The organism is Anabaena sp. CCY 9402-a (genome assembly GCF_963920945.1).
Classification (GTDB): domain Bacteria; phylum Cyanobacteriota; class Cyanobacteriia; order Cyanobacteriales; family Nostocaceae; genus Trichormus; species Trichormus minutissimus.
Genome location: NZ_CAWUDL010000008.1, coordinates 67,313 through 88,450, shown reverse-complemented (window position 1 = coordinate 88,450; position 21,138 = coordinate 67,313). Strand labels below are relative to the sequence as shown.

At 42.3% G+C, this 21,138-nt stretch carries 17 protein-coding genes and 1 tRNA gene; 9 read left to right on the top strand and 9 right to left on the bottom strand.

The window, feature by feature from the left end; genetic code table 11:
• Positions 1 to 188 precede the first annotated feature (188 nt).
• Positions 189 to 851 (top strand): PEP-CTERM sorting domain-containing protein, encoded by a 663-nt coding sequence (locus ACM0OR_RS04970; RefSeq protein WP_414575244.1) that lies wholly within the window; start codon positions 189 to 191, stop codon positions 849 to 851.
• A gap of 90 nt (positions 852 to 941) precedes the next feature.
• Here the strand turns inward: ACM0OR_RS04970 and ACM0OR_RS04965 are convergent, their stop codons facing one another.
• Positions 942 to 1,607 (bottom strand): DUF305 domain-containing protein, encoded by a 666-nt coding sequence (locus ACM0OR_RS04965; RefSeq protein WP_414575243.1) that lies wholly within the window; start codon positions 1,605 to 1,607, stop codon positions 942 to 944.
• Positions 1,608 to 1,841: 234 nt separating this feature from the next.
• Here ACM0OR_RS04965 and ACM0OR_RS04960 point away from each other — a divergent pair, with 234 nt between their 5' ends.
• A complete protein-coding gene (locus tag ACM0OR_RS04960) occupies positions 1,842 to 2,021 on the top strand; it encodes a hypothetical protein (RefSeq protein WP_414575242.1) in 180 nt (59 codons plus the stop codon).
• A 144-nt stretch (positions 2,022 to 2,165) separates the two neighbouring features.
• Here the strand turns inward: ACM0OR_RS04960 and ACM0OR_RS04955 are convergent, their stop codons facing one another.
• The 3 genes from ACM0OR_RS04955 to ACM0OR_RS04945 form a co-directional block, all read right to left on the bottom strand.
• The gene (locus ACM0OR_RS04955; RefSeq protein WP_414575241.1) at positions 2,166 to 4,766 is read right to left on the bottom strand and encodes a polynucleotide kinase-phosphatase; all 2,601 of its coding nucleotides are present in this window, start codon (positions 4,764 to 4,766) and stop codon (positions 2,166 to 2,168) included.
• A gap of 84 nt (positions 4,767 to 4,850) precedes the next feature.
• Complete coding sequence (locus ACM0OR_RS04950; RefSeq protein ID WP_414575240.1) at positions 4,851 to 5,684, bottom strand: potassium channel family protein; 834 nt, start codon at positions 5,682 to 5,684, stop codon at positions 4,851 to 4,853.
• Positions 5,685 to 5,856: 172 nt separating this feature from the next.
• Complete coding sequence (locus ACM0OR_RS04945; protein WP_414575239.1) at positions 5,857 to 7,245, bottom strand: 3' terminal RNA ribose 2'-O-methyltransferase Hen1; 1,389 nt, start codon at positions 7,243 to 7,245, stop codon at positions 5,857 to 5,859.
• Positions 7,246 to 7,577: 332 nt separating this feature from the next.
• Here ACM0OR_RS04945 and ACM0OR_RS04940 point away from each other — a divergent pair, with 332 nt between their 5' ends.
• Together ACM0OR_RS04940 and ACM0OR_RS04935 are read left to right on the top strand one after the other, a co-directional pair.
• On the top strand, positions 7,578 to 7,934 hold the full coding sequence (locus ACM0OR_RS04940) for a hypothetical protein (protein WP_414575238.1): 357 nt from the start codon (positions 7,578 to 7,580) through the stop codon (positions 7,932 to 7,934).
• A 4-nt stretch (positions 7,935 to 7,938) separates the two neighbouring features.
• Positions 7,939 to 8,859, top strand: a complete 921-nt coding sequence (locus ACM0OR_RS04935; protein WP_414575236.1) for an FTR1 family iron permease — start codon at positions 7,939 to 7,941, stop codon at positions 8,857 to 8,859.
• Between the two features lie 85 nt (positions 8,860 to 8,944).
• On the opposite strand, the gene ACM0OR_RS04930 is transcribed toward ACM0OR_RS04935, so the two are convergent.
• Positions 8,945 to 10,357 (bottom strand): 1-acyl-sn-glycerol-3-phosphate acyltransferase, encoded by a 1,413-nt coding sequence (locus ACM0OR_RS04930; RefSeq protein WP_414575235.1) that lies wholly within the window; start codon positions 10,355 to 10,357, stop codon positions 8,945 to 8,947.
• A 48-nt stretch (positions 10,358 to 10,405) separates the two neighbouring features.
• A complete protein-coding gene (locus ACM0OR_RS04925; RefSeq protein WP_414575234.1) occupies positions 10,406 to 11,023 on the bottom strand; it encodes a Uma2 family endonuclease in 618 nt (205 codons plus the stop codon).
• A gap of 322 nt (positions 11,024 to 11,345) precedes the next feature.
• Between ACM0OR_RS04925 and ACM0OR_RS04920 the strand changes: the two genes are divergently transcribed.
• Together ACM0OR_RS04920 and ACM0OR_RS04915 are read left to right on the top strand one after the other, a co-directional pair.
• Positions 11,346 to 11,507: a type II toxin-antitoxin system HicB family antitoxin gene (locus tag ACM0OR_RS04920; RefSeq protein WP_414575233.1), complete on the top strand. Its 162-nt coding sequence runs from the start codon at positions 11,346 to 11,348 to the stop codon at positions 11,505 to 11,507.
• 42 nt (positions 11,508 to 11,549) lie between these two features.
• Positions 11,550 to 12,191 carry a class I SAM-dependent methyltransferase gene (locus ACM0OR_RS04915; protein ID WP_414575232.1) on the top strand — a complete coding sequence of 214 codons (642 nt, stop codon included), beginning with the start codon at positions 11,550 to 11,552 and terminating at the stop codon, positions 12,189 to 12,191.
• Positions 12,192 to 12,284: 93 nt separating this feature from the next.
• Here the strand turns inward: ACM0OR_RS04915 and ACM0OR_RS04910 are convergent.
• Positions 12,285 to 12,357 (bottom strand) — tRNA-Ala (locus ACM0OR_RS04910).
• A 72-nt stretch (positions 12,358 to 12,429) separates the two neighbouring features.
• On the opposite strand from ACM0OR_RS04910, the gene ACM0OR_RS04905 reads away from it, so the two are divergent.
• Both ACM0OR_RS04905 and ACM0OR_RS04900 read left to right on the top strand, forming a co-directional pair.
• A complete protein-coding gene (locus tag ACM0OR_RS04905; RefSeq protein ID WP_414575231.1) occupies positions 12,430 to 13,332 on the top strand; it encodes a rhodanese-related sulfurtransferase in 903 nt (300 codons plus the stop codon).
• Positions 13,333 to 13,370: 38 nt separating this feature from the next.
• On the top strand, positions 13,371 to 14,351 hold the full coding sequence (locus ACM0OR_RS04900) for an alpha/beta fold hydrolase (RefSeq protein WP_414575249.1): 981 nt from the start codon (positions 13,371 to 13,373) through the stop codon (positions 14,349 to 14,351).
• Positions 14,352 to 14,383: 32 nt separating this feature from the next.
• Here the strand turns inward: ACM0OR_RS04900 and ACM0OR_RS04895 are convergent, their stop codons facing one another.
• Entirely contained in the window at positions 14,384 to 15,262 is an 879-nt protein-coding gene (locus ACM0OR_RS04895; protein ID WP_414575229.1) for a shikimate dehydrogenase, read from the bottom strand.
• A 97-nt stretch (positions 15,263 to 15,359) separates the two neighbouring features.
• On the opposite strand from ACM0OR_RS04895, the gene ACM0OR_RS04890 reads away from it, so the two are divergent.
• Positions 15,360 to 16,295, top strand: coding sequence for an alpha/beta fold hydrolase (locus ACM0OR_RS04890; RefSeq protein ID WP_414575228.1), 936 nt, complete (start codon positions 15,360 to 15,362; stop codon positions 16,293 to 16,295).
• A 134-nt stretch (positions 16,296 to 16,429) separates the two neighbouring features.
• Here ACM0OR_RS04890 and ACM0OR_RS04885 read toward each other — a convergent pair whose 3' ends face one another.
• The gene (locus tag ACM0OR_RS04885) at positions 16,430 to 21,133 is read right to left on the bottom strand and encodes an SDR family NAD(P)-dependent oxidoreductase (RefSeq protein WP_414575227.1); all 4,704 of its coding nucleotides are present in this window, start codon (positions 21,131 to 21,133) and stop codon (positions 16,430 to 16,432) included.
• Between the last annotated feature and the right edge of the window lie 5 nt (positions 21,134 to 21,138).

Below are 21,138 nucleotides of genomic sequence, written 5' to 3'. Positions count from 1 at the left end.
CCTCCCCTGAATGACTCATGAAAACAAGGCTCTGTGTTGGTATTCTCAATACCGAACTCATGATTGGCATAATCTAAGAGAGAAAATTTTGGATCACGCCAATGGTGAGACTAAAATGCCAGGTCAAACCAAATGTCATAGTTTCTATTTGTTGAATGCAAAACTTTTTTCACCCACTAACTACACCTATGTTTATTGGTTTCAAACATTCACTTTTGACCGCAGGCGCAGCTAGTTTATTGAGTTTTGGTAATTGTTTGCTGGCCAGTCCTAGTTATGCTTTCACTCTTAATTTCACTACTTGGGACAAAATTGGTGATGTTAACCCGGTAACACCAGATCAAGCTCAAGCTAATTCAGGTACTTTTGATACAGTTTTGACTGGTGGTGGTACAGGATCTCTAGAAGAGTTCTTGGAGATTACTCCTGGTAGTCTCGATAGCCTTGCTCCAGTTAATCTCGATGATCCTTTTGCTAATGCTGCTACATTTGGTTCAGCTATCAAGACGACCTTCGATAATATAAAAGTTGGTGATAAGTTAAGTTTTAACTGGAAGCTTCAGGACGGAAGTGATACTGTTGACAAAGCTTTTGTGACTATTAATGGTTCAATCGATCCTTTGAATATAGATGATATTTTGAGTGGAGACTACGAGTATACCTTTGGGAGTGCTGGTGATTTCTTGGTTGGTATTGGTATCGTCGATATCATTGATGGTGGTGGTGAATCACAATTAATAGTAAGCAATGGTAGACTTCAAAAAGTTCCCGAACCCTTAACTCTTTTGAGTGTATTTACGGGATTGGGTTGCGGCTTAGTTATGCGATCGCGTTTTGGTAAAAAATGTTAAGACTCGCAAGGAGATGCCTATGTTCTCTTTGCGGAAGACACAACCTAAATCGGTAACTGAGAAGCCTTGAGCAAAGTTATCAAATGAGGTCTACTTTTTATACCAAGTTTTACGCCAATTTTTCATTTGATTAATCTCTGTATTTTGCTCTTTGATAATGGCTTGAGCTAAATTTTTGATTTCAGGACGCTGAGATTTTTTCAAAGCATCTTGAGCCATGACGACAGCTCCTTCATGATGGGGAATCATCGCATTGATAAAGCGGAGGTCAAATTCTGCATCAGCTGCGCCTAAATCCATGCTCATCATCATGGCTTTAATTTGGTCAGATGACATTTCCATCATGTGACCCATTTTGGCATCATAAGCCATTGGTTTATCTCCTGCTTTGGGATACCAGGCTGTTCGCCACTGCTTCATCTGGCTAATTTCTTGGTTCTGAGCTTTGATAATAGCTTGAGCTAGCTGTTTGAGTTCAGAGCGAGTGGATTTTTGTTGCAATTCCTTAGCCATATCTAACGCCCCTTGATGGTGGGGAATCATTGCATCAATGAATCGCAAATCATAGTCAGCATCGGCTGGCCCTAAATCCATTGCCATGTTGTGATTCATGCCACCATGATTCATGTGCTGGTTATGGCTAGTATCAGCAATAGGATTGGAGTTTTTATTTTGGGCTTGAGAGTTTGAAGAACACGCTGTTAGCACTACAAAGCTAAAAGCTAAAAAACTTGTTTTCCAAGTGGGGAATCGCATTAGTTTTATCTACAGCATAAGTTAGCAGTTCAACTATCTAGTCTGGCAAATAAAAGTGAAATCAGGATGAATTTTTTTGTGTGTCTTTCTACCTGATTTTTCACGTTATGTGGAAAAGCTAATGCGAAACCTAACCCCCTAACCCCCTTCCCTAGTAGGGAAGGGGGAAAAGTTAAAGCCTCTCTTTTTGTAGGCTACAGTGTACACACAAGATAGTTAGTTGATACATTAGCAATGTCAAGCAATACATTGGCAATGTCAAGCAATACATTGCCAATGTCAAGCAATACATTGACAATGTCAAGCAATACATTGCCAATGTCAGGCAATACATTGCCAATGTCAGGCAATACATTAGCAATGTCAGGCGATACATTGGCAATGTCGATGCAGCAACTTGTGTGTACACTGTAGCTCTTTGTAGGGGAGAGGTACTCTAGCGAGAAGCCGCGTTTTTGAAGAGGAGTTTTCCATATCCCGTGAAAAGTCAGGTCTTTCTATCTCTGTGTTTAAAGGTGATTTTTTTAGCACAGAGGGACAGAGTGTGTGATTGACATTTTATAGTCGTGGGTCAATTGGTTCGCTCTCTAAGGCGAGAATGCCAAAGACGCATTCATGTACACGGCGTAAGGGTGTCTGGGTAACAAATCGCTCTAAGGCTTCTACACCCAAGGCAAATTCACGCATGGCTAGGGAACGCTTGAGGGATAAACCCCGTTGACGCAGACGTTGCAAATTCTCTAGGGCTGAATATTCAGGGCCGTAGATAATTCTCAGATATTCCTGTCCACGACATTTCACCGCAGGTTGTACAATACCCCGGCTACCTTTGACGATGAATTGCATAGGTTTAACTACCATACCCTCACCGCCGGCTTGAGTCATTTCTGACCACCAATGTACGCCCTCAGCTTGGCTGCTGGGGTCGGTTAAATCGATAACTTTGTATGCAGTTGCTAGGAGTAGTGCGGGGTCTGAGTGAGCAATTTTGGCTACTTGTTCCATGTGCCAAAGATGGTTTTTGTCGGTGTGGACTGTTCCCTCTGTGGCTAGAATGTGGAAGGGCGCAAGTTTTAAGTCGGCAATATCGTTGACTTTCCAGCAGTAACGACGGTAAGCGGTGACGTATTGACTCGCCATTTCAGCACGTTGTTGGTAGTGAGTCAGTTGAGTGGCGACATCAACACCCCGCACACTTGCCTGTTTTAATAGAGTTACAGCATCATTTAAAGCTAAGTTTGATGAAACTCCCACGGGTGCATATTGACCTCTTAGCAAAGCTTGCGCCTTGGCTGACCAAGGCATCAGTTCACAGTCTAAACATACCCAGTCTGTATTAAATTGCTCCCAAAAGTTGCTTTGAGTCAGAGCCGCATTTACCCGCGTTAAGACTTGCGCTTCTAATGCTGGGTCATCAAAAAAGCGTCTCCCTGTGCGGGTGTAGCAAATCCCGATACCTTCATCTACTACACCAAATCTAGTTTCGGCGGCGGCGACATCGCGGCAAATCACGACAACCGCCCGTGAACCCATGTGTTTTTCTTCACAAACTACTTCTGTAATTCCTTGGGTTTGGTAGTAGGCGAAGGCTTGGGTTGGGTGTTCCAGATATCCCGATGCTGAGGATGTCTCAACAGGGGACATGGTAGGAGGTAGGTAAATCAGCCATTTGGGGTTAGCTGCAAACCGACTCATAATTTCTAAAGCGGCGATCGCATTTTCTGCTCGAATGGTAATATTTGGCTGGAGTTTGGTGTTGATAATGCGCTTACCCAAAACATCCTCAATATTGAGGACATCGTCTAGTTCTTGTTGGGCTGTACGGGTAATGTTGTTATCTCCCAAGGGTTTAACCGGTTCGCGGTAAACACGAGCCGCCGGTACACTCACCAGTTCTTTTTCGGGATAACGCAGGGCTGTAAGTTTACCACCATACACACAACCTGTATCAATATCGATAGTGTTATTCAACCATTCCGCTTCCGGTACAGGGGTATGTCCGTAGACAACCAACGCCTCACCTCGATAATCTCCCGCCCAGTTGTAACGTACAGGTAAACCAAACTCATCAATCTCACCTGTAGTTTCACCATACATAGCAAACTCTCGCACCGCACCAGAACCACGTCCTTGCATTTCCGCTTTCAACCCTGCGTGAGCCACTACTAAGCGTCCATCATCTAGCACATAATGACTAATGAGGGAGTCTAAAAATTCTGCGAGTTCTTGGCTGTAAGGTTTACGCACTGCATCCGGTAAAGCTTCCATTTCATCAATGCTTTGCTGTAAACCATGAGTTATCCGGACATTTTTACCCCGCAATTTCCGCAAAAACTTGTGTTCATGATTACCACAAACACAAAAAGCTGTCCCAGCAGCAACCATATTTCGCACTAGCTTGACTGTATCTAGAATGCGGGGGCCACGGTCTACTAAATCACCAAGAAACACAACTTTACGCCCTTCTGGGTGGTAGTAGGTGGGAGAGTTCCAGAGAGATGAGGGCGACAATGTAGAAACTTCTTCCTGATTCCCCTCTTCTCTCACGTAGCCTAACTGTTGCAGTAACACCTCTAATTCATCACAGCAGCCGTGAATGTCACCGATGATATCAAAGGGGCCGTGTTCATGTTTTTTATTGTTCCAGAGGGGTTGACGTTCAATTTCTACAGATGTGATTTCCTCAACAGACTTGAGGGTGTAGACGTAGCGGAAACCTTCCTTTTCTAAACCGTGCAGGGAACGCCGTAACATTTGAGTGTGACGACGCACGACATGATAGCCGAAATTGCGATTGCTCCTTTGCTGATTTCTTTCATGACATAATTCTTCTGGTAAGTCAAAAACTATGGCAACTGCAAAGCAATGATACTGTTTTGCCATTTGCAGCAAGTTTTTGCGGTCTTCTGGCTGTACGTTGGTAGCATCTATCACCGTTAGTTTACCTGCTGCGAGTCGCTTGGCTGCGATGTAGTGCAGAACATCAAAAGCATCCCCGGAAGCAGGTTGGCTATTTTCATCATTAGAAACTAACCCCCGACAAAAATCTGAGGATAAGACTTCAAAGGGTTGAAAGTGTTTACGAGCAAAGGTTGATTTACCTGCACCGGATGCACCAATGAGGACAACTAAGGATAATTCGGGGATGGTGATGTTCATTTATGTGATTGGGCGTTGTTGAGTTGGTAGGTAATTTATTCACGCAGAGGCGCAGAGGCACAGAGGTGTAAAGAGTTATCTTTTTTAATCTCTGCAATCTTTTTCCGGGTTGGAATTTTGCTGCAATAATGCTTGAATATCAGCTCTCAAGGCTGCTATTTCCGCTTGAAGTGCGGTAATCGATTTTGCACCTGCTAATTCTGCTTCATCATCATCTGCGTCTTGACCTATAAAGAAGGTTGCAAGGGTTGCGGTGACGTAGCCAAACACAGCGAACGCATATACTGCTAAGAAAAAGCACAGCAATCTACCTTCAGGGGTTTTAGGCCAATATTCAGAACCCATTGTGGTGATGAGCATTGCTGTCCACCACAGCGCATTAGCATAGTTATTCAACCCAGATTCATTGGGTAAATCACTTTCAAACGTATACATTCCAGCTGCGCCTACTAAGGTGACAATGGCTGTTAGTGATAGTACATAACCAAAACCTCGACGCTGAACAGTTGCGCCTAAAGCCCGCATTCCTCTATTCGTGCGCGTCATCACTCGTAACAGTTGTAATCCTCTGATGGCTCTGACTGATGCTAGCGATCGCACTACTGTTACAATGCGAAAGGTACGCAAGGCGGGTATCATCAAAGAGATAGCGGTTAACCAATTGCTTTTGATATAAGAAAGTTTACGTGAAGCAAAGACTAGTTTCACGGCAAAATCTAGAATAAAAATTATCCAAATAGTGATACCAATCACATCCAGTAGAGGATTTAAACCCCAAATCAGTTCAATTATAAAAAGTGCTAACCAAGTAAATGCCAGAATTAACATTGGGATTTCTAGCCACTCTTCTAGCTGTTGTAAAATCTCGCTACGTTGTGCTTCTAGGTCTTGTTTTCGAGAAAAGTTAGGTTCATTCATAGTTTTTTCTGAATAACTTTGGCTCAAACTTTAGCAACACTTTCTGAAAAAGTTTTGTGATTTGAATTGACTAATCTAAATAAAGTCAGCAACATATCACTTTTAATATTTAATTTAGTCAAACAATTGGTCAATGACACCAATCAGAAGGCATGATTTTGAACATCTGAGGTTAATTATTCAGGCTAAACAGTGCCATTTGCGTAGGTGAACCGACTGCTGAATCTTCCTCCCCAATAGATTGAAATTTTACAGCGTAACTAAATTTTTCTGTAATTTTATTTGCCCAAGCTTGAAATTGCGATCGCGTCCATTCAAAACGGTGGTCTTTATGTCGTAGTTTCCCCGCCGGCAGATTTTCAAATTTAACGTTATATTCAATATTCGGTGTTGTTACTATTACTGTTTTTGGTTTAGCAAACTCAAACAAAACCCGCTCAAATGACCCTAAACGCGGTAAATCTAAATGCTCTATCACCTCAATTACAGTAGCCGCATCGTAACTACAAAAGCGTTTATCTTGATAAGTCAGCGCACTCTGAATGAGTTGTAATCGTTCCCATTGATTACGAGGAAGATGTAAGCGGTCTAATCTTTCTTGAGCAATTTCTAACGACCTATAGGAAACATCTACACCTGTAACTTGCTCAAAAAAGCTATCTTTCATGAGCATTTTTAATAAATTTCCTTGACCACAACCTAAATCAATCACGCGCCTAGCATTACTTGTTTTTAAAGCCTCACTCACCGCATTCATGCGCTGCTGATTTAAGCTAATGGGCTTTTCTACCGCCGCTTCTTCCTCAGCGTGAGTTTCTTCTGTACTATCAGGGTCAGGATTATCTTCCTCTACCAACTGCGCTAAAGCTTGACGCGTCAGACGGTGCTGGCGTTTGAGGTAACGGCGAGTAATTTGTTCTTTGGCTGGATGTTGCGATAACCAACCCTCACCATGACGTAGTAACTTGTCAATTTCTTCATCGTTTACCCAGTAGTGTTTGTCGTCATCAAGTACGGGAATTAAAACATAGAGATGACTTAACAAATCGCTAACAGTGATGGTGTTTTGCAATTCGACAGTGAAATATTTACTCTCTCCCCACTCTGGGAATTTTGCATCTAAAACATGACCTGTGGCTTTCACAGTGTAACCCAACGGCTCAAATAATTGCCGGAGGAAACCTTCACCACCACGACAGGGTAATACAGATAGTTTCGCCACTAGAGGTAGAGGAGTTTGAGCTAATTCTGGCTTATCTTTACTGCGTCCACCCAAAGCCGTGCTGAAAACTTGTGCGATCGCTACACTCATAAAAGATGATGCCACATAAGGGCGATCGTTCACATATTGTTCTAGGCTTTTACTCCTTCCCCGTACCAATTTTACCGGGTCAACATCCAACAACAGCGCGACTGTACAGCGATCATCGTTTGCTTCCGGGTAAAAAACGTGCGCTTGTCCAAAACTGAGAGCAAAGGACTGACAACGATCTGGGTGTTTATGTAGTAAGTAGCCTAACTCCGTAGCTGGGGAGTAAGTCGTGGTGATGGTAAGCAGCATTCACTGGTATGAAGATATGCGAATAGTAAATAAATACTGCTCAATGTTAAGCGATTACGGAAAATTTGTAATTTATAATTTGTTACACTATACTTTCGCAAAAGTAAAAACGGGGTTTTAAACCCAAATTTTCGATAAAAACGGATAGTTTGCCAACTATGCCAGAGTTTCCTTCGTCCTTTCAAATTGAACTGTTTTATGACAAAATCGGCAGTTACTAGCAACATAAGCCTTCGTGTTGTTATTTTTCTGTTATGTTTATCTGTCAAACTCTTGGTATGTAGAAACAGCAGGGTTATCAAGCTATCTACCGGAGATTTTTTTTAGGGCAAGTGACAGCAATCATCGCTGCTACACTCTTATTACCAGCCGCAGCTTTAGCGAAACCTTCAGAGACGAAAGGTAACAAACATAAGCCTGAGAAGTCAAAACATCACGCCAGTAAGGAAGAATCGACGACAACTGAGACTGAACCAGTAGCCAGTAAGGAAGAATTGACGACAACCGAGACTGAACCAGTAGCAGATTCTGAACCTATCGCCAAAGAAAAGATAGCTGCTAACCCCGAAAAACCGCACGGACATAAATCCAAAAAATCAAAGCATCGCTCACACCAGGAAAAATCTGTTAAAGATAAAGAATCTGCGGCTATTAAAACCGTAGAAGTATCCCCTACAGAAAGCATTTAAGAATATGGATTGGAGTGCTGCATTACCAACTTTTTTGATTACCCTCAGAGAAGGTGTAGAAGCTGCTTTAGTTGTCGGTATTGTCTTCGCCTGTTTACAACAAGCCGAACAACAAAAATTGCATCGTTGGGTATATTTAGGAATTTTTACCGCCGCTATAGCTAGTTTTGTGGTTGGTTTATTACTAAATTTAGGTATCCAAGGATTACAGACATCTGAGAATATATATGCACCTGTTTTCAAACAATTATTTGAGATGGGACTGGGTGTAATTGCGATCGCTATGCTCAGTTGGATGCTCATCTGGATGACTAAACAAGCAAGGTTTCTCAAAGCAGAAATCGAAGGCTCTGTTAAAAGTGCATTAGGTCAAGATAGCAAAGCAGCTTGGGCAATTTTCAGCCTCATTTTTATCGCTGTATTTCGGGAAGGCTTAGAGACAGCTGTGTTTATCGTCGCTAAGTTTCAAGAAGGCTGGACACCTGTACTGGGTGCGATCGCTGGACTAATTATGGCAGCTGTCATTGGTATGCTGCTCTTTAAATGGAGCATCCGTATTAATTTAAGGCAATTTTTCCAAGCAATGGGTGTATTGCTGCTGTTGATTGTCTCTGGATTAGTGATTTCAGCTTTCCGTCATCTAGATGCAGCTGCGATCGCCTTTAACCACATCAACCCCTCAATATCTAATACTTGTGGACTAGAAAACACCTCTTGTCTTCTCGGCCCCCTCATGTGGGATTTATCAGAAATCTTACCTGATAGACAGTTTCCAGGAATTTTGCTCAAAACCTTATTTGGCTACACCCAAAAACTGTATCTCGTGCAGGCGATCGGTTATCTGCTGTTTTGGCTAACAGTAGGTAGTCTATACTTCCGTAGTCTTCACAAACCTACACAACTAAAAACTGTCGCAAATCCTTGATTTTTTATTAATAAAAGCTCAATATTCTCTTCTTTGTGTCTCTGTGCCTCTGTGGTAAAAAAACACTTTTTTGTTCTCACTGTCATCAGTCCCGAATCAAATGTTCTAACGCCAACTGCAAATCCTGCGTCAAATCACTAACAGCACGTTTAGCTGCTTGACGGTCATGCTGCACTTTTTCCCAGCGTTGAGTTACAGAAATGGGTTCACCTACTTTCAGTGTTGCTTGTCGCAAACCTAAACGCGATCGCCCTGGTAATGTAGATGATTGGATTCGAGATAACATATCAAACATCAGTAAAGCTGTCTCTGCCAATCTGTCAGCAGTCGGCTGTTCTTGCAGATAATTAGCTTGAACCGCCACAAAAGTTTCTACCAGGCGCATATGCTGTACCCTTAAGTCTGCTTCTTGGGCTACCCAATCAGCGAGTCCCCGTTTGAAAGGTGGTAAAGTATTTATATCTGGCAAATCGTCCCGATAAATCAGATTCCAACTAGCTTCTTCCAAACGGCGACAACGGTCAATAAAATTACCTTGGGGTTGCAGACCGAAATATTGCTCGGAAACTTGTAAAGCTTTCTCTAATAAGTAATGTAGTCTATTTATTAACACCTCATTTGGTGTATTCGAGGCTTCAGATACGCTCGCTTTCGGGATATCTTGATGATAAAAGCGGCGATAAAACTCTTCCATCTCCGTAATCAGATATTCACCCAACCGACAAATACGCTGACGGTAAATTTCCGGCTGATTTACCTCATCACCAATAGACTTGTCTGGTAAACCACTATCAGCTTCTAACTTACTTAATAACTGATCTAGTTTTAACCAAGGTGGCTGAATATAGTGATATTGAATCGAAATCGGCACAATTATCACAGTTTCAGTACGGTGAGCCTTGTGCAAATCTTCCACGCACCAAAACCCCATTTGTGCCACACCAGGTTCTAAGTTGCTGACAATGCCACTATGACCATTGTTACCACCTTCCGGGGCAATGGCGATCGGTAATTCGCCATTTGCAAATAAATTGCGTGCGGTTTGAATCGCCTGCTTATCCAATCGCCGTCCACGACGCACCGCCACACCACCCAACCGCGAAAACAACCACCCTAACCAATTCCCAGCCCAGATAGTCATCCCTCGGTCATAGAGAAAATGGCTGTGAATTGGGTATTGTAGCTTGATTCCTTGCTGATGTGCCGCCTGTGGTACAAGACGCGACAACATATACAGCACACACAGGGGATCTTCTACCTCTGGGTGACGAAATGCCATCAACAGACGAATTTTACCAGTTTGGAATTGTGCATAGAGTTCTGCCAATACCTCAGCATTTTTCACTTCCACCCGGACAATTCCCGCCGGTAGCCAAGGACGAGTCCGAAACCGTAAGATAATCGGTAAAAATCCGTGAAAAATTCGCAGGATAAGCGGATTAAACCGGTGAGGGATAAATTTTAGCGGCGGTTGGACAGATGTAATAAATTTAGGCAAAGGAATCTCCGGGAAGTGTTGACTGTTGACTGGGAAGACAAGGGAGAACTATTGACCAACTTGAAAAATTTGTGCGGCGGTTAATTTTAGTTCTGGGAACGTCGGTGAGATGAGAAAGTCCTGATCTCTAAATTGATTGACTTGATACTCGCCTTCTACTAAAGTGTAGATTGAGATCGTGGGTTGTTTGGGGTTGCCAATAAATCGCCTCGCACCCAATCCTAAATAGTCAACAATCCAATATTCTGGAATTCCTATCACTTCATAATCACTAGCCTTTTTGACATAATCATCTCGCCAGTTGCTACTCACCACTTCAATAACTAACGGAACTGATGCGGCTTGGCTAACTGTTGATGTTTTTTTCCATAGAGGTTCGTTAACTAAGTTGGGGCGATTCAATATCACCACATCTGGCGAATATGCCGATTCATTTTCTAATGGTTTAATTAATGCAGTTTTGGGAATGAAGTAAGGAAGATGAAGGCGACTGTACTCTAAGGTCAATTGTGTAGCCAAAAATCCAATCTCTTCTTCATGGTCGCCTGTGGGTTGCGGCATTTCAATAATTATTCCATCATGCAACTCATAACGTCGCTGTGAGTTGTCTGGATACCAAGCAACGAACTCATCAAATGTCACTAACTGGCGTAAGGCTTGAGTCATAGCTTCACCTCAAGACGAATTAATATAATATACGCGGGCGATCGCTGTTAGTCTAATTATCAGATGAATATCCCAGAGCGACTACACTGGAATCAGCAGGAGCATGGTAGCCTCGAATTACAAGGGTAAATCTTCCCTGGAGTGGGTGAGCAACGCTTAACAAATCAATAAGTTCTAAGCAGAACGGCGTAAATAATTAAAGGTTTGTAGTAAGGACTTTAGTCCTAAAATAAGGACTAAAGTCCTTACTACGAACTCAATCCTATTTTTTTACATTACTTAACATAGTTTTGCTTTTTCAAGTTGTTCTACTTAAGCCATTATGAAAACCTTTACTGCGGTTGTTGAGAAAGACATGGAAACTGGTTTATATGTGGGCTACGTTCCTGGGTTTCCTGGAGCGCATTCTCAAGCTGAAACTTTAGACGAGTTACAGATGAATCTGCGTGAAGTAATCGAGATGTTACTAGGCGATCGCTGTTAGCTTAATTATGAGATGAATATCCAAGGCAGGCTACACAGTCAAATGAATATACCAAAAGAAGACGCACGAAAATACGCCCCAGCTACACAGCGCAATCGTGAACCCATTCTAGAACTGCTTTTGCAAGTCTTACCCACCACTGGCACTATCTTGGAAATAGCAAGCGGTACTGGCGAACACTCCATATTTTTTGCCCCCCGCCTCACTCCCCGTCAATGGCTACCTTCTGATCCTAATCCCGAATTACGGGCTAGTATCGCAACTTGGGCAGAACATTTCCCCAGCGATAATCTCTATCCCCCTCTAGAACTGGATGCTGCACAACCAATTTGGCCAGTAGAAAAAGACCAAGACAGTAATTACTCCCCCATAGTTGCTATTGTAAATATTAATATGATTCACATTTCCCCTTGGTCAGCCTGTTTGGGACTGATGGCGGGTGCTGGTCGCATTTTACCCCCAGGCGGTATTCTCTATTTATATGGCCCCTATAAACAAGGCGGAGAACATACCGCACCCAGTAACGAGGCTTTTGATGAATCTTTACGCGCTCAAAATCCAGAATGGGGTATACGCAACTTAGAAGATGTGGTAACAGTAGCTAGTAAAGAAAATCTCAGTTTACAAGCAACTTACCAAATGCCAGCCAATAATCTGTCAGTAGTATTTCAGCGTTCTAAGTAGTACATTAATTTTGATAGGTTTGTAGTAAGCACTTTAGTGCTTTTCTATTTAAGGACTAAAGTCCTTACTACAAACTTAAATGAATGAATAGTATGGAGGTTAGCGGACTCGAACCGCTGACATCCTGCTTGCAAAGCAGGCGCTCTACCAACTGAGCTAAACCCCCGTAAAATAAAAATATGAGTAATTTTATTTCACTTAGATAAGTATACCAGAAAGTTGTAATTTTACCAAAGGGATGAACCAAGAAAATACCCAAATTGTTGCCGCGTTTTATAAATTCGTGAGTTTACCGGATTTTACCGAGATGCAAGAACCCTTATTGTCTTACTGTTTAGCACAAGGCATTAAGGGAACGATTCTTTTAGCCAAAGAAGGAATCAACGGTACGATCGCAGGTTCGCGTCCAGCAATAGACTCAGTTATTAGCCATCTGCGTTCTGATCCTCGCTTCACAGACTTAGAACACAAGGAATCTACGGCTGAAAACCCTCCTTTTGAAAAAATGAAGGTGCGTTTGAAAAAAGAAATTGTGACTTTGGGTGTACCGGAAGTTGACCCGAATCAACAGGTAGGTATTTACGTCACCCCCCAGGAATGGAATGATTTAATTGCCGACCCAGATGTCACCGTGATTGATACCCGCAACGATTACGAGGTGCATATCGGTACTTTTAAAAGGGCGCAAAATCCGCAAACCGATTCCTTCCGCGAGTTTCCCGAATATGTCAGTCAAAACCTTGACCCTCATCAACACAAAAAAGTAGCCATGTTCTGCACTGGGGGAATTCGCTGCGAAAAAGCCTCTGCTTTTATGCTTTCCCAAGGTTTTACGGAAGTTTATCACCTCAAAGGCGGCATTCTCAAATATTTAGCAGAAATTCCCCCAGAACAAAGTCTATGGGAAGGGGAATGTTTTGTTTTTGATGAACGCATAGCCGTAGGTCATGGGTTAGAAACAGGAAGTCATGAATTATGCTTCTGTTGTGGACATCCCCTAGCTGAAGAAGATAAAGCCTCACCCAAATATGAGTTAGGTATGTCCTGTCCCTACTGTTTTGATCATCTCACCCCAGAGAAAAGAGTGCGTCAGCAAGAAAAATGGCGACAGTACCAACTACAAAAGCAACGGTTTGGCTAATTGACGGCTATTCTAGAATTTTACGCCAACCATATAGAATGCCATCCCCTATCGAAATTATCGTACTATTAGCTACAACTTTTTATCAGGCGATCGCAAGTTTAAGAGAAAATCGACAACCACCACCAGGACAACTAATTGATGTGGGTGGGTATCGCTTACACTTTTACACGGCGGGAAAGTCTAACCCCACTGTGGTCTTAGAACACAGTTTAGGCGGAATGGAAGGTTATTTACTTGTGCAAGAAATAGCCCAGCTATCACGAGTTTGTATATATGATCGTGCTGGGTATGGTTGGAGTGATCATAGTCCTCATCCACGCACCAGTCAGCAAATTGTTACAGAATTAGATACTCTCCTCACACAAGCAGGAATTGAGCCACCTTATATTCTTGTAGGTAATTCCTTTGGTAGTTATAACGTCCGGTTATATGCCCATTATTTTCCCGAAAAAGTAATCGGAATGGTACTTACTGATGGACTCCATGAAACAGGAATGCTGAAAATGTCCATCTATTTACAAGCTTTGAAACTATTTTTTGTTTCTGGCTTCTTCATGTCAATTTTAGGATCAATGCTTGGCATTATCAGATTACTTAAAGTGATTGGTACTTTTGAAATTATTAAGCGAGAATTAATTAAATTTCCTCAAGCAGCACTCAACCCAATTAAGCGTTCTTTCTGTCGCCCTAAACACTGGATTACCATGAGTCGCGAACTCTTAAACCTTGATAATAGCAGTCGCCAACTTCAGTTAATTAGTCAGTTTGAAGCCTTACCTATAGTTAGTATTAAAGCCAATACTTTTTTTCAAACATCCCTTTGGACTGTGCTTTTACCTATAAAAGCAGCTAATCATTTACGAGAGCAAATGCACAAGCAAATAATTAGTTTATCTACAAATTGTGTACAACTTGATGCTCATAAAAGTGGTCATTTTGTTTGGATTGATCAACCTGAGTTAATCATAAATGCTATTAAAATTATTTTAGAAAAGATTGATTCTAGTAATTCGTAATTAAAGAACCACTACAAACAATTTTCTGTTCTTTAACACCTATTTTCTAAGCCTAAATGTTGTCTCAAAGCTTGACGCATGACATCTACAGGTATATTGTCTTGCTGCAACCAGATTTTTAAGGCTGCAACACCTTGCTGGACTAACATTTCTAAGCCATCAATGGCTATCGCACCTTGTTGTTGTGCGTATTGGAGAAATTTGGTCGGTTGGGGGATATAAATCAAATCATAGGCGATTGCACCCAATTGTAGATTCGTCATTTCATCTACACTTACAGGCGAATCATCCACATTGGGATACATCCCAATAGGGGTTGTATTTACCAGTAGGTCAGCTTGGGGAATCAACTGTGTTAATTTATCCCATGTATGAACTTGTAAAGTGTCCCCAATGGGTGAATCTTCCCAACTCTGTTGGAAATCTTTTAATTTCTCTAAATTCCGCCCCACTACATGAATTTCCGCAAAACCTAGCTGGTGACAACCTGCAACAACCGCCCTAGCCGCGCCACCATTCCCTAAAATGACAGCGATTTTCTGACTCCAATCCTGTTTATAGGTAGTTTGCAAAGGATGAATAAATCCTACTATATCCGTGTTTGTACCCTCCCATTGGTTGTTTTTACGGCTCACGGTATTCACTGCACCTATAGCTTGAGCCAGGGGTGTAATTTCTGAGAGTAGCGGGATAATTGCTTGTTTATGGGGAATTGTCACACTAAAACCGACAACATCCACAGCCGCCAAACCTGCGATCGCCACTTCTAAATTTTGTGGTTCGATAGGTAACGGAAGATACACATAATCTAACGCCAAATGAGCGATCGCTGCATTGTGCATCACTGGTGACAGCGAATGTCCCACCGGATACCCAATCACACCTAGTAACTTAGTTTTTCCTGTAATCATAGTTATTAGTCTTTCTCCCTTGTCTCCCTTATCACCTGTCCTCTTCCCCTGCACCTGCTTTACAATTATTAACATCTACTTAACATTTATTCAAAATATGCAGGTAACAACCGCCCCTTCTACAACTCCTATTCCTGGACAATATTGGCAGTGGCGAGGGCATCAAATTTACTACGTCCGTGCGGGAGAAAAACAACCGCAGCGTCCGCCATTGCTTTTGGTGCATGGTTTTGGTGCTTCAACAGACCACTGGCGTAAGAATATCACAGGTCTGTATCCTGATTTTGAAGTATTTGCGATCGACCTGTTGGGATTTGGACGTTCAGCCAAAGCAAAATTAGAGTATGGCGGCGACTTGTGGGGCGACCAACTCCATTATTTTATTAGTGAAGTGATAGGTCAAAAGGCAATACTAGCAGGTAACTCCCTTGGCGGTTATGCTTGCTTGTGTGTAGCGGCTCAATATCCTGACAGCGTAGCTGGTGTAGTCTTACTTAACAGTGCTGGCCCCTTTAGCGTCACTCCATCTACATCTGAACCAGAAGCTTTACAATCACACATTCAACCACCTAAACAACCATCTCCCTTACAAAAACTTTTGGGTACTAGTGTTAAATGGATTTTTCAACAACCTCTAGCCCAGTTTTTACTATTTCAATACTTGCGACAAAATTGGGTAATTCGCCGAACCTTAGAAAAAGTTTATTTTGATAAAACAGCAATCACAGATCAATTAGTAGCAGAAATTGCGCGTCCTGCTTACGATCCTGGTGCTTTGGATGTGTTCGTCTCAGTTTTCAGCACTCCTCAAGGCGAAAAAGTTGATGTCTTATTAAAACAATTAACTTGCCCTTTATTGCTACTTTGGGGAGAAGCTGATCCTTGGATGAATGCTAGAGAACGTTCTCAAAAATTCCGCCTATATTATCATGAGTTAACAGAATATTTTCTCAAGGCTGGTCATTGTCCCCATGATGAAGTACCAGATCAGGTAAACCCAATTCTACGAGATTGGGTGTTGTCAATTGTTTAAATGATCCAATATTTGTAGGGTGCGTTACTTTGTGAACGCACCATCTTTTTCTTATTCCAACTAGCTCAATATTGAGAACGGTATCCCTCTCGATGTGGAGTCATCTCTAACAATCGCCTTGTTCCTGTTTATTATTATTCCGCTAGCAATTGCTGTACTTGGGTGGGGGTCATTTGTTCAACTTGGTCTATTAGTGCTGCTAACGCTTCTGTATCATCAGTCATAGGTGATTGATTTTCAACGATAATTTTGGCTATCCCCGCCGTAGTTGGTGATTCAAATAAAAATTGCCGCATGGGTAATTCTACTTGAAATTCTTCCCGGAGTTGGGAAACGGCTTGAATTGCTAACAAGGAATGTCCTCCCAATTCAAAGAAGTTATCATGAATCCCAATAGGTGAGATGCCCAATAACTTCTCCATTACTTGGGTGACTCTGGCTTCAATTTCATTGTTGGGGGGAACGTAGGTAGTAGCAATTTGGGGACGGGCGTGGTTAGTTGTTGATTGTTCTAGTGACTGGGATGTTTGGCGAGATGCTAAGTCTACGGGGGAAACGGTGATTTGTGGGGCTATAGGTTGCGCCAAAATCCGTTCTGTGACTTGCCAAACTTCTTGGGGAGTCATCGCCAAGTCTACGAGGGCTGCACCTGTGGGAGTGGTGATTTCTGCTAAACTGACGGCATCCCAGTTAATAGTAATCCAATGTGTGTGACTGTTTTGACTACGTTGATAAGCGATCGCATCCATGAAACAATTTGCCCCAGCGTAAGCCGCAAAGCCTATACCACCAACTACAGCCGAGAGGGATGATTGCAATAGGAAAAAGTCTAGGGGCTGATTTTGAAGTGCTTTCTCTAACGCCAGTAGACCGTGAATTTTCGTATGGAATTGTTTTTCACACTCTGGGATAGTGAGATTGCGAATCAAACAACTAGCGCGATCGCCCATTGCGGCAGCATGAATCACACCGTTGATTCTACCAAATCGCGTGAGGGCATTGGCGATCGCATCTTCCACTTGGTTAATGTCTGCTAAGTCAACACTCGTAAATAAAAATTCACACCCTTGAGCCTGTAAACCTTGCAGTTGTTGAATACAATGGCTTACGGCGTCTTGACGACCGTGGGTAGCCAGCCAATTATCCCATTCTTTTGGTTGCGGTAAATCTGAGCGTCCCAGAAACACTAATTTTGCATTGACTGTGGCTGCAAGGAACTTGGCATAAATTAACCCTAAACCTTCCACTAAATCCCCAGCAATCACATACACACCCCCTGATTTTAAGGGTAGTTGAGTAGGTTCAGGGTTGGGTAAAGAAATCGGTTGAAATTCTTGTATCCAACGAGTTTTCCCCCGATAAGCAACGGCTTTATCTGAGGGATTGGTGGTAATTTCCCTAACTATTTGCTGTAAGTTAATGTCAGAAATTGACACATCAATATCTTGACAAGTCAAATTCGGGTATTCTTGGGGAATTACCTTAACTAAACCCAGAATAGTAGCATCATCAGGGTTAAAACTTTCATTCCCCAGAACATTCTGTACTTGCTGAGTCAGTACATAAATTGATAGGGTTGTGGAAGATAAAGCCTGAGTGAGCCAAAGTAAGCTATAAAAACCCAGATTTTGCTGTTGCTGAAAATCTGTGCGTTCTGTGAGAGTCCATGAATGTATAATTACATCAGGTAACTTATCATCTGTTTGTAATTGTAACCACAGTGTTTTGTAGTCTTCAGGGTTATGAGGTGCGATTCTGTAATTATCACCTTCTTGAGTAAATCTCTCTCCCGGTTTGACAGTGATTACTTCCTGTTCAGTCTCCTGAAGATGTTGTACTAATTTTTCCTCCACATCCCCAGCATGACAAAATACTAAATATCGCTGTTTATTTAGCGGTGCAGCAGAACGCAACAGGGGTTTTTGTCTCCAAGAGGGCAAATAAAACCAATTTGAGATTTCTTCTTGCTTCTGGAGCGTTTTAGAGGTAGTAGAAGTAGTTTCTGGGAAGGTATCCCGTTCTACCCAATAACGTTGACGTTCAAAGGGGTAAGTTGGGAGGGGTAATCGTCGGCGTTGTTGTTGGGTGTAAAATTCTACCCAGTTGATAGTCACACCTCGCAGCCAAAGTTGTCCCAAGGTTTTGCAAATCAAAGCTACATCAGATTGGGTGTCTTGGGGATGTCGTCCAGATGATAAGGTGGGGGGTGCATCGGGAAACTGTCTGATAATGGTACTTAAAGTTTGACCAAAACCAACTTCTAAGAAAATCTGATTGGGTGTTTGTTGGAGTTGGGTAATTCCCTCAGCAAACAGCACTGGTTGACGTAAATGGGTAGCCCAATAATTGGGGTTTGCGGCTTGTTCTGGAGTTATCCAAGTTCCCGTAACGTTGGAAATGAAGGGAATTTGTGGCGAATGGAGGGGAATATTTTGTAATATTTGCGTTAAAGGAGCGATCGCATCTACCATCAAGGGTGAATGGAAAGCATGGGAAGTGTGTAACCGCCGATGAGCAATATTTTGATGTACTAAAAGTTTTTCTAGTAGAGTAATTGCTGCTTCAGTTCCCGATACGACACATAACTGAGGTGCGTTATGGACAGCGATGACTAAATCATCAGTCAAAAACGGTTGCAATTTTTCAGGCGCAAGGGAAACCGAAAGCATCACTCCCGATGGACATTGTTGCATCAATTTTCCGCGCTGTGCCACTATTGCCAAAGCATCAGCCAAGGTGAAGACACCCGCCAAAGTTGCAGCGACATATTCCCCAATGCTGTGACCAATCATCGCCTGTGGCTCGATACCATAAGATAACCAGAGTTTAGCTAGGGCATATTCTACGACAAATAGAGCGGGTTGGGCGTAGGTGGTTTGTTTTAATAAACCTCTCTCCTCCAAGGAGAGAGGCTTTAAACTCTCCCCCTTCCCTACATTCGCGTAGCGTGTCGAAGACAGGGAAGGGGGTTGGGGGGTTAGGTTTCCCACATCATCACCATACAAAAGTTCACGCAAATCTAAGCCTAAATGTGGTATTGATAATTCACAGCAATGGTCGATTTCTTTGCGAAAAACTGGTTCGGTATTGTACAATTCTTGTCCCATATTCACATATTGGCTACCCTGTCCAGGAAACATAAATACTAGACTGGGTTCGCTGTTTTCTGGGGAATAACTCAACAGTTGGGAAGAATCAATTCCTGAGAGTATTTCGATTGCTTGCGCTGGGGTTTGACAAACTAAGCAGCGACGATGGGTAAATCCTCTTCTACCGATTTGCAGAGTATAAGCCACATCTGCAAGGTTTAATTCTGGATGCTTTTGTAAATGTGTAGCAAGATTGATTGTTGCTTGTTCAAGTGCTTTCTCACTTTTAGCCGAAAGTACCAAAAGTTGATAATCTCTCCCTTGCTCCCCTGCTCCCCTGCTCCTCTGCTTAAAAACAGGTGCTTCTTCTAAAATAGCATGAGCATTAGTTCCACCCATCCCAAAGGAACTGACTCCAGCTCTTCTGGGGTGTTGATGACTTGTCCAAGGTGTCAACTGAGTATTCACCAAAAATGGACTATTAGCAAAATCAATTTGGGGATTCGCCGTAGTAAAATTTAAACTTGGAGGAATTTGTTTATGTTTGAGAGCAAGGGCAGTTTTAATTAAACCACTTATACCCGCAGCCGCATCCAAATGACCGATATTAGTTTTGACTGAACCAACAGCACAGAATTGTTTTTGATTAGTATGTGGTGAAAATGCCTTAGTCAAAGCCGCAATTTCAATAGGGTCGCCTAAAGCTGTTCCTGTTCCGTGGGTTTCAATATATTGAATTGTCTCTGGATTTATCTTGGCTTTTGCTAAAGCAGTAGTGATGGCTTTTGCTTGTCCTGTGACACTGGGTGCAGTCAAACCAACTTTTTGCGAACCATCATTATTAATTGCAGTGCCTTTGATAATTGCATAAATATGGTCGCCGTTTTGAATAGCATCCCGCAGTCTTTTCAAAACCACAATTCCCACACCATTACCGAAGACTGTACCTTTAGCGTTGACATCAAAAGCCCGACAATAACCATCTGGTGAAAGTACACCATCTTCTTGATAAAGATAACCTGTCTTTTCCCCAGAACCGATAGATACACCGCCAGCTAGTGCCATATCGCATTCTTTATTTAATAAACTTTGACAGGCAATATGTACACTTACTAAAGAAGTAGAACAACCAGTTTGAATACCACAACTCGCCCCTGTTAAATTCAATTTATAGGATACGCGAGTAGGCATTAAGCCCATAACATTGCTGATTACGACTTGCACAGTATCAGCAGTTTCTCGATAATGGGAATTACTCAATAAATTCACCAAATAACTATTCAGTGCAGCCCCACCATAGACAGCAATACTACCTGAATATTGCTCCGAATCATAGCCAGCGTTTTCTAAAGCTTCCCAAGCACATTCTAAAAACAACCGATGCTGAGGATCAAGAATTTCCGCTTCTCTAGGAGAATAACCAAAAAAACCGGCATCAAACTCATCAATTCCAGAGAAACTAGCATAAGTCCGGACATAATTTGGTTTTTCTAAATCCTCCGCTTTTACCCCGGTTGCTAATAACTCCTCATCACTTAAAAACTCAATCGAGTTAACACCATTTTTCAGATTATCCCAAAACTCATCAACACTTCTAGCACCAGGAAACCGTCCCGCCATACCGACAATAGCAACTTCCTCAGACCTTTCTAATTCCACCGCTTCTAACTTAATCCGAGCCTCCTTAAGTGCCGCCAAAATACGCTCAGATGCAGGGTGATTTTTAATATCATCAATAGAATAATTCATAATCT

Coding starts and splice junctions, on each gene's coding strand:
- ACM0OR_RS04960 (WP_414575242.1), top strand. CDS start 1,842: ATGTCAAGCAATACATTGGCAATGTCAAGCAATACATTGCCAATGTCA.
- ACM0OR_RS04895 (WP_414575229.1), bottom strand. CDS start 15,262: ATGATTACAGGAAAAACTAAGTTACTAGGTGTGATTGGGTATCCGGTG.
- ACM0OR_RS04955 (WP_414575241.1), bottom strand. CDS start 4,766: ATGAACATCACCATCCCCGAATTATCCTTAGTTGTCCTCATTGGTGCA.
- ACM0OR_RS04965 (WP_414575243.1), bottom strand. CDS start 1,607: ATGCGATTCCCCACTTGGAAAACAAGTTTTTTAGCTTTTAGCTTTGTA.
- ACM0OR_RS04970 (WP_414575244.1), top strand. CDS start 189: ATGTTTATTGGTTTCAAACATTCACTTTTGACCGCAGGCGCAGCTAGT.
- ACM0OR_RS04920 (WP_414575233.1), top strand. CDS start 11,346: ATGAAAACCTTTACTGCGGTTGTTGAGAAAGACATGGAAACTGGTTTA.
- ACM0OR_RS04925 (WP_414575234.1), bottom strand. CDS start 11,023: ATGACTCAAGCCTTACGCCAGTTAGTGACATTTGATGAGTTCGTTGCT.
- ACM0OR_RS04945 (WP_414575239.1), bottom strand. CDS start 7,245: ATGCTGCTTACCATCACCACGACTTACTCCCCAGCTACGGAGTTAGGC.
- ACM0OR_RS04915 (WP_414575232.1), top strand. CDS start 11,550: ATGAATATACCAAAAGAAGACGCACGAAAATACGCCCCAGCTACACAG.
- ACM0OR_RS04905 (WP_414575231.1), top strand. CDS start 12,430: ATGAACCAAGAAAATACCCAAATTGTTGCCGCGTTTTATAAATTCGTG.
- ACM0OR_RS04885 (WP_414575227.1), bottom strand. CDS start 21,133: ATGAATTATTCTATTGATGATATTAAAAATCACCCTGCATCTGAGCGT.
- ACM0OR_RS04900 (WP_414575249.1), top strand. CDS start 13,371: ATGCCATCCCCTATCGAAATTATCGTACTATTAGCTACAACTTTTTAT.
- ACM0OR_RS04890 (WP_414575228.1), top strand. CDS start 15,360: ATGCAGGTAACAACCGCCCCTTCTACAACTCCTATTCCTGGACAATAT.
- ACM0OR_RS04935 (WP_414575236.1), top strand. CDS start 7,939: ATGGATTGGAGTGCTGCATTACCAACTTTTTTGATTACCCTCAGAGAA.
- ACM0OR_RS04950 (WP_414575240.1), bottom strand. CDS start 5,684: ATGAATGAACCTAACTTTTCTCGAAAACAAGACCTAGAAGCACAACGT.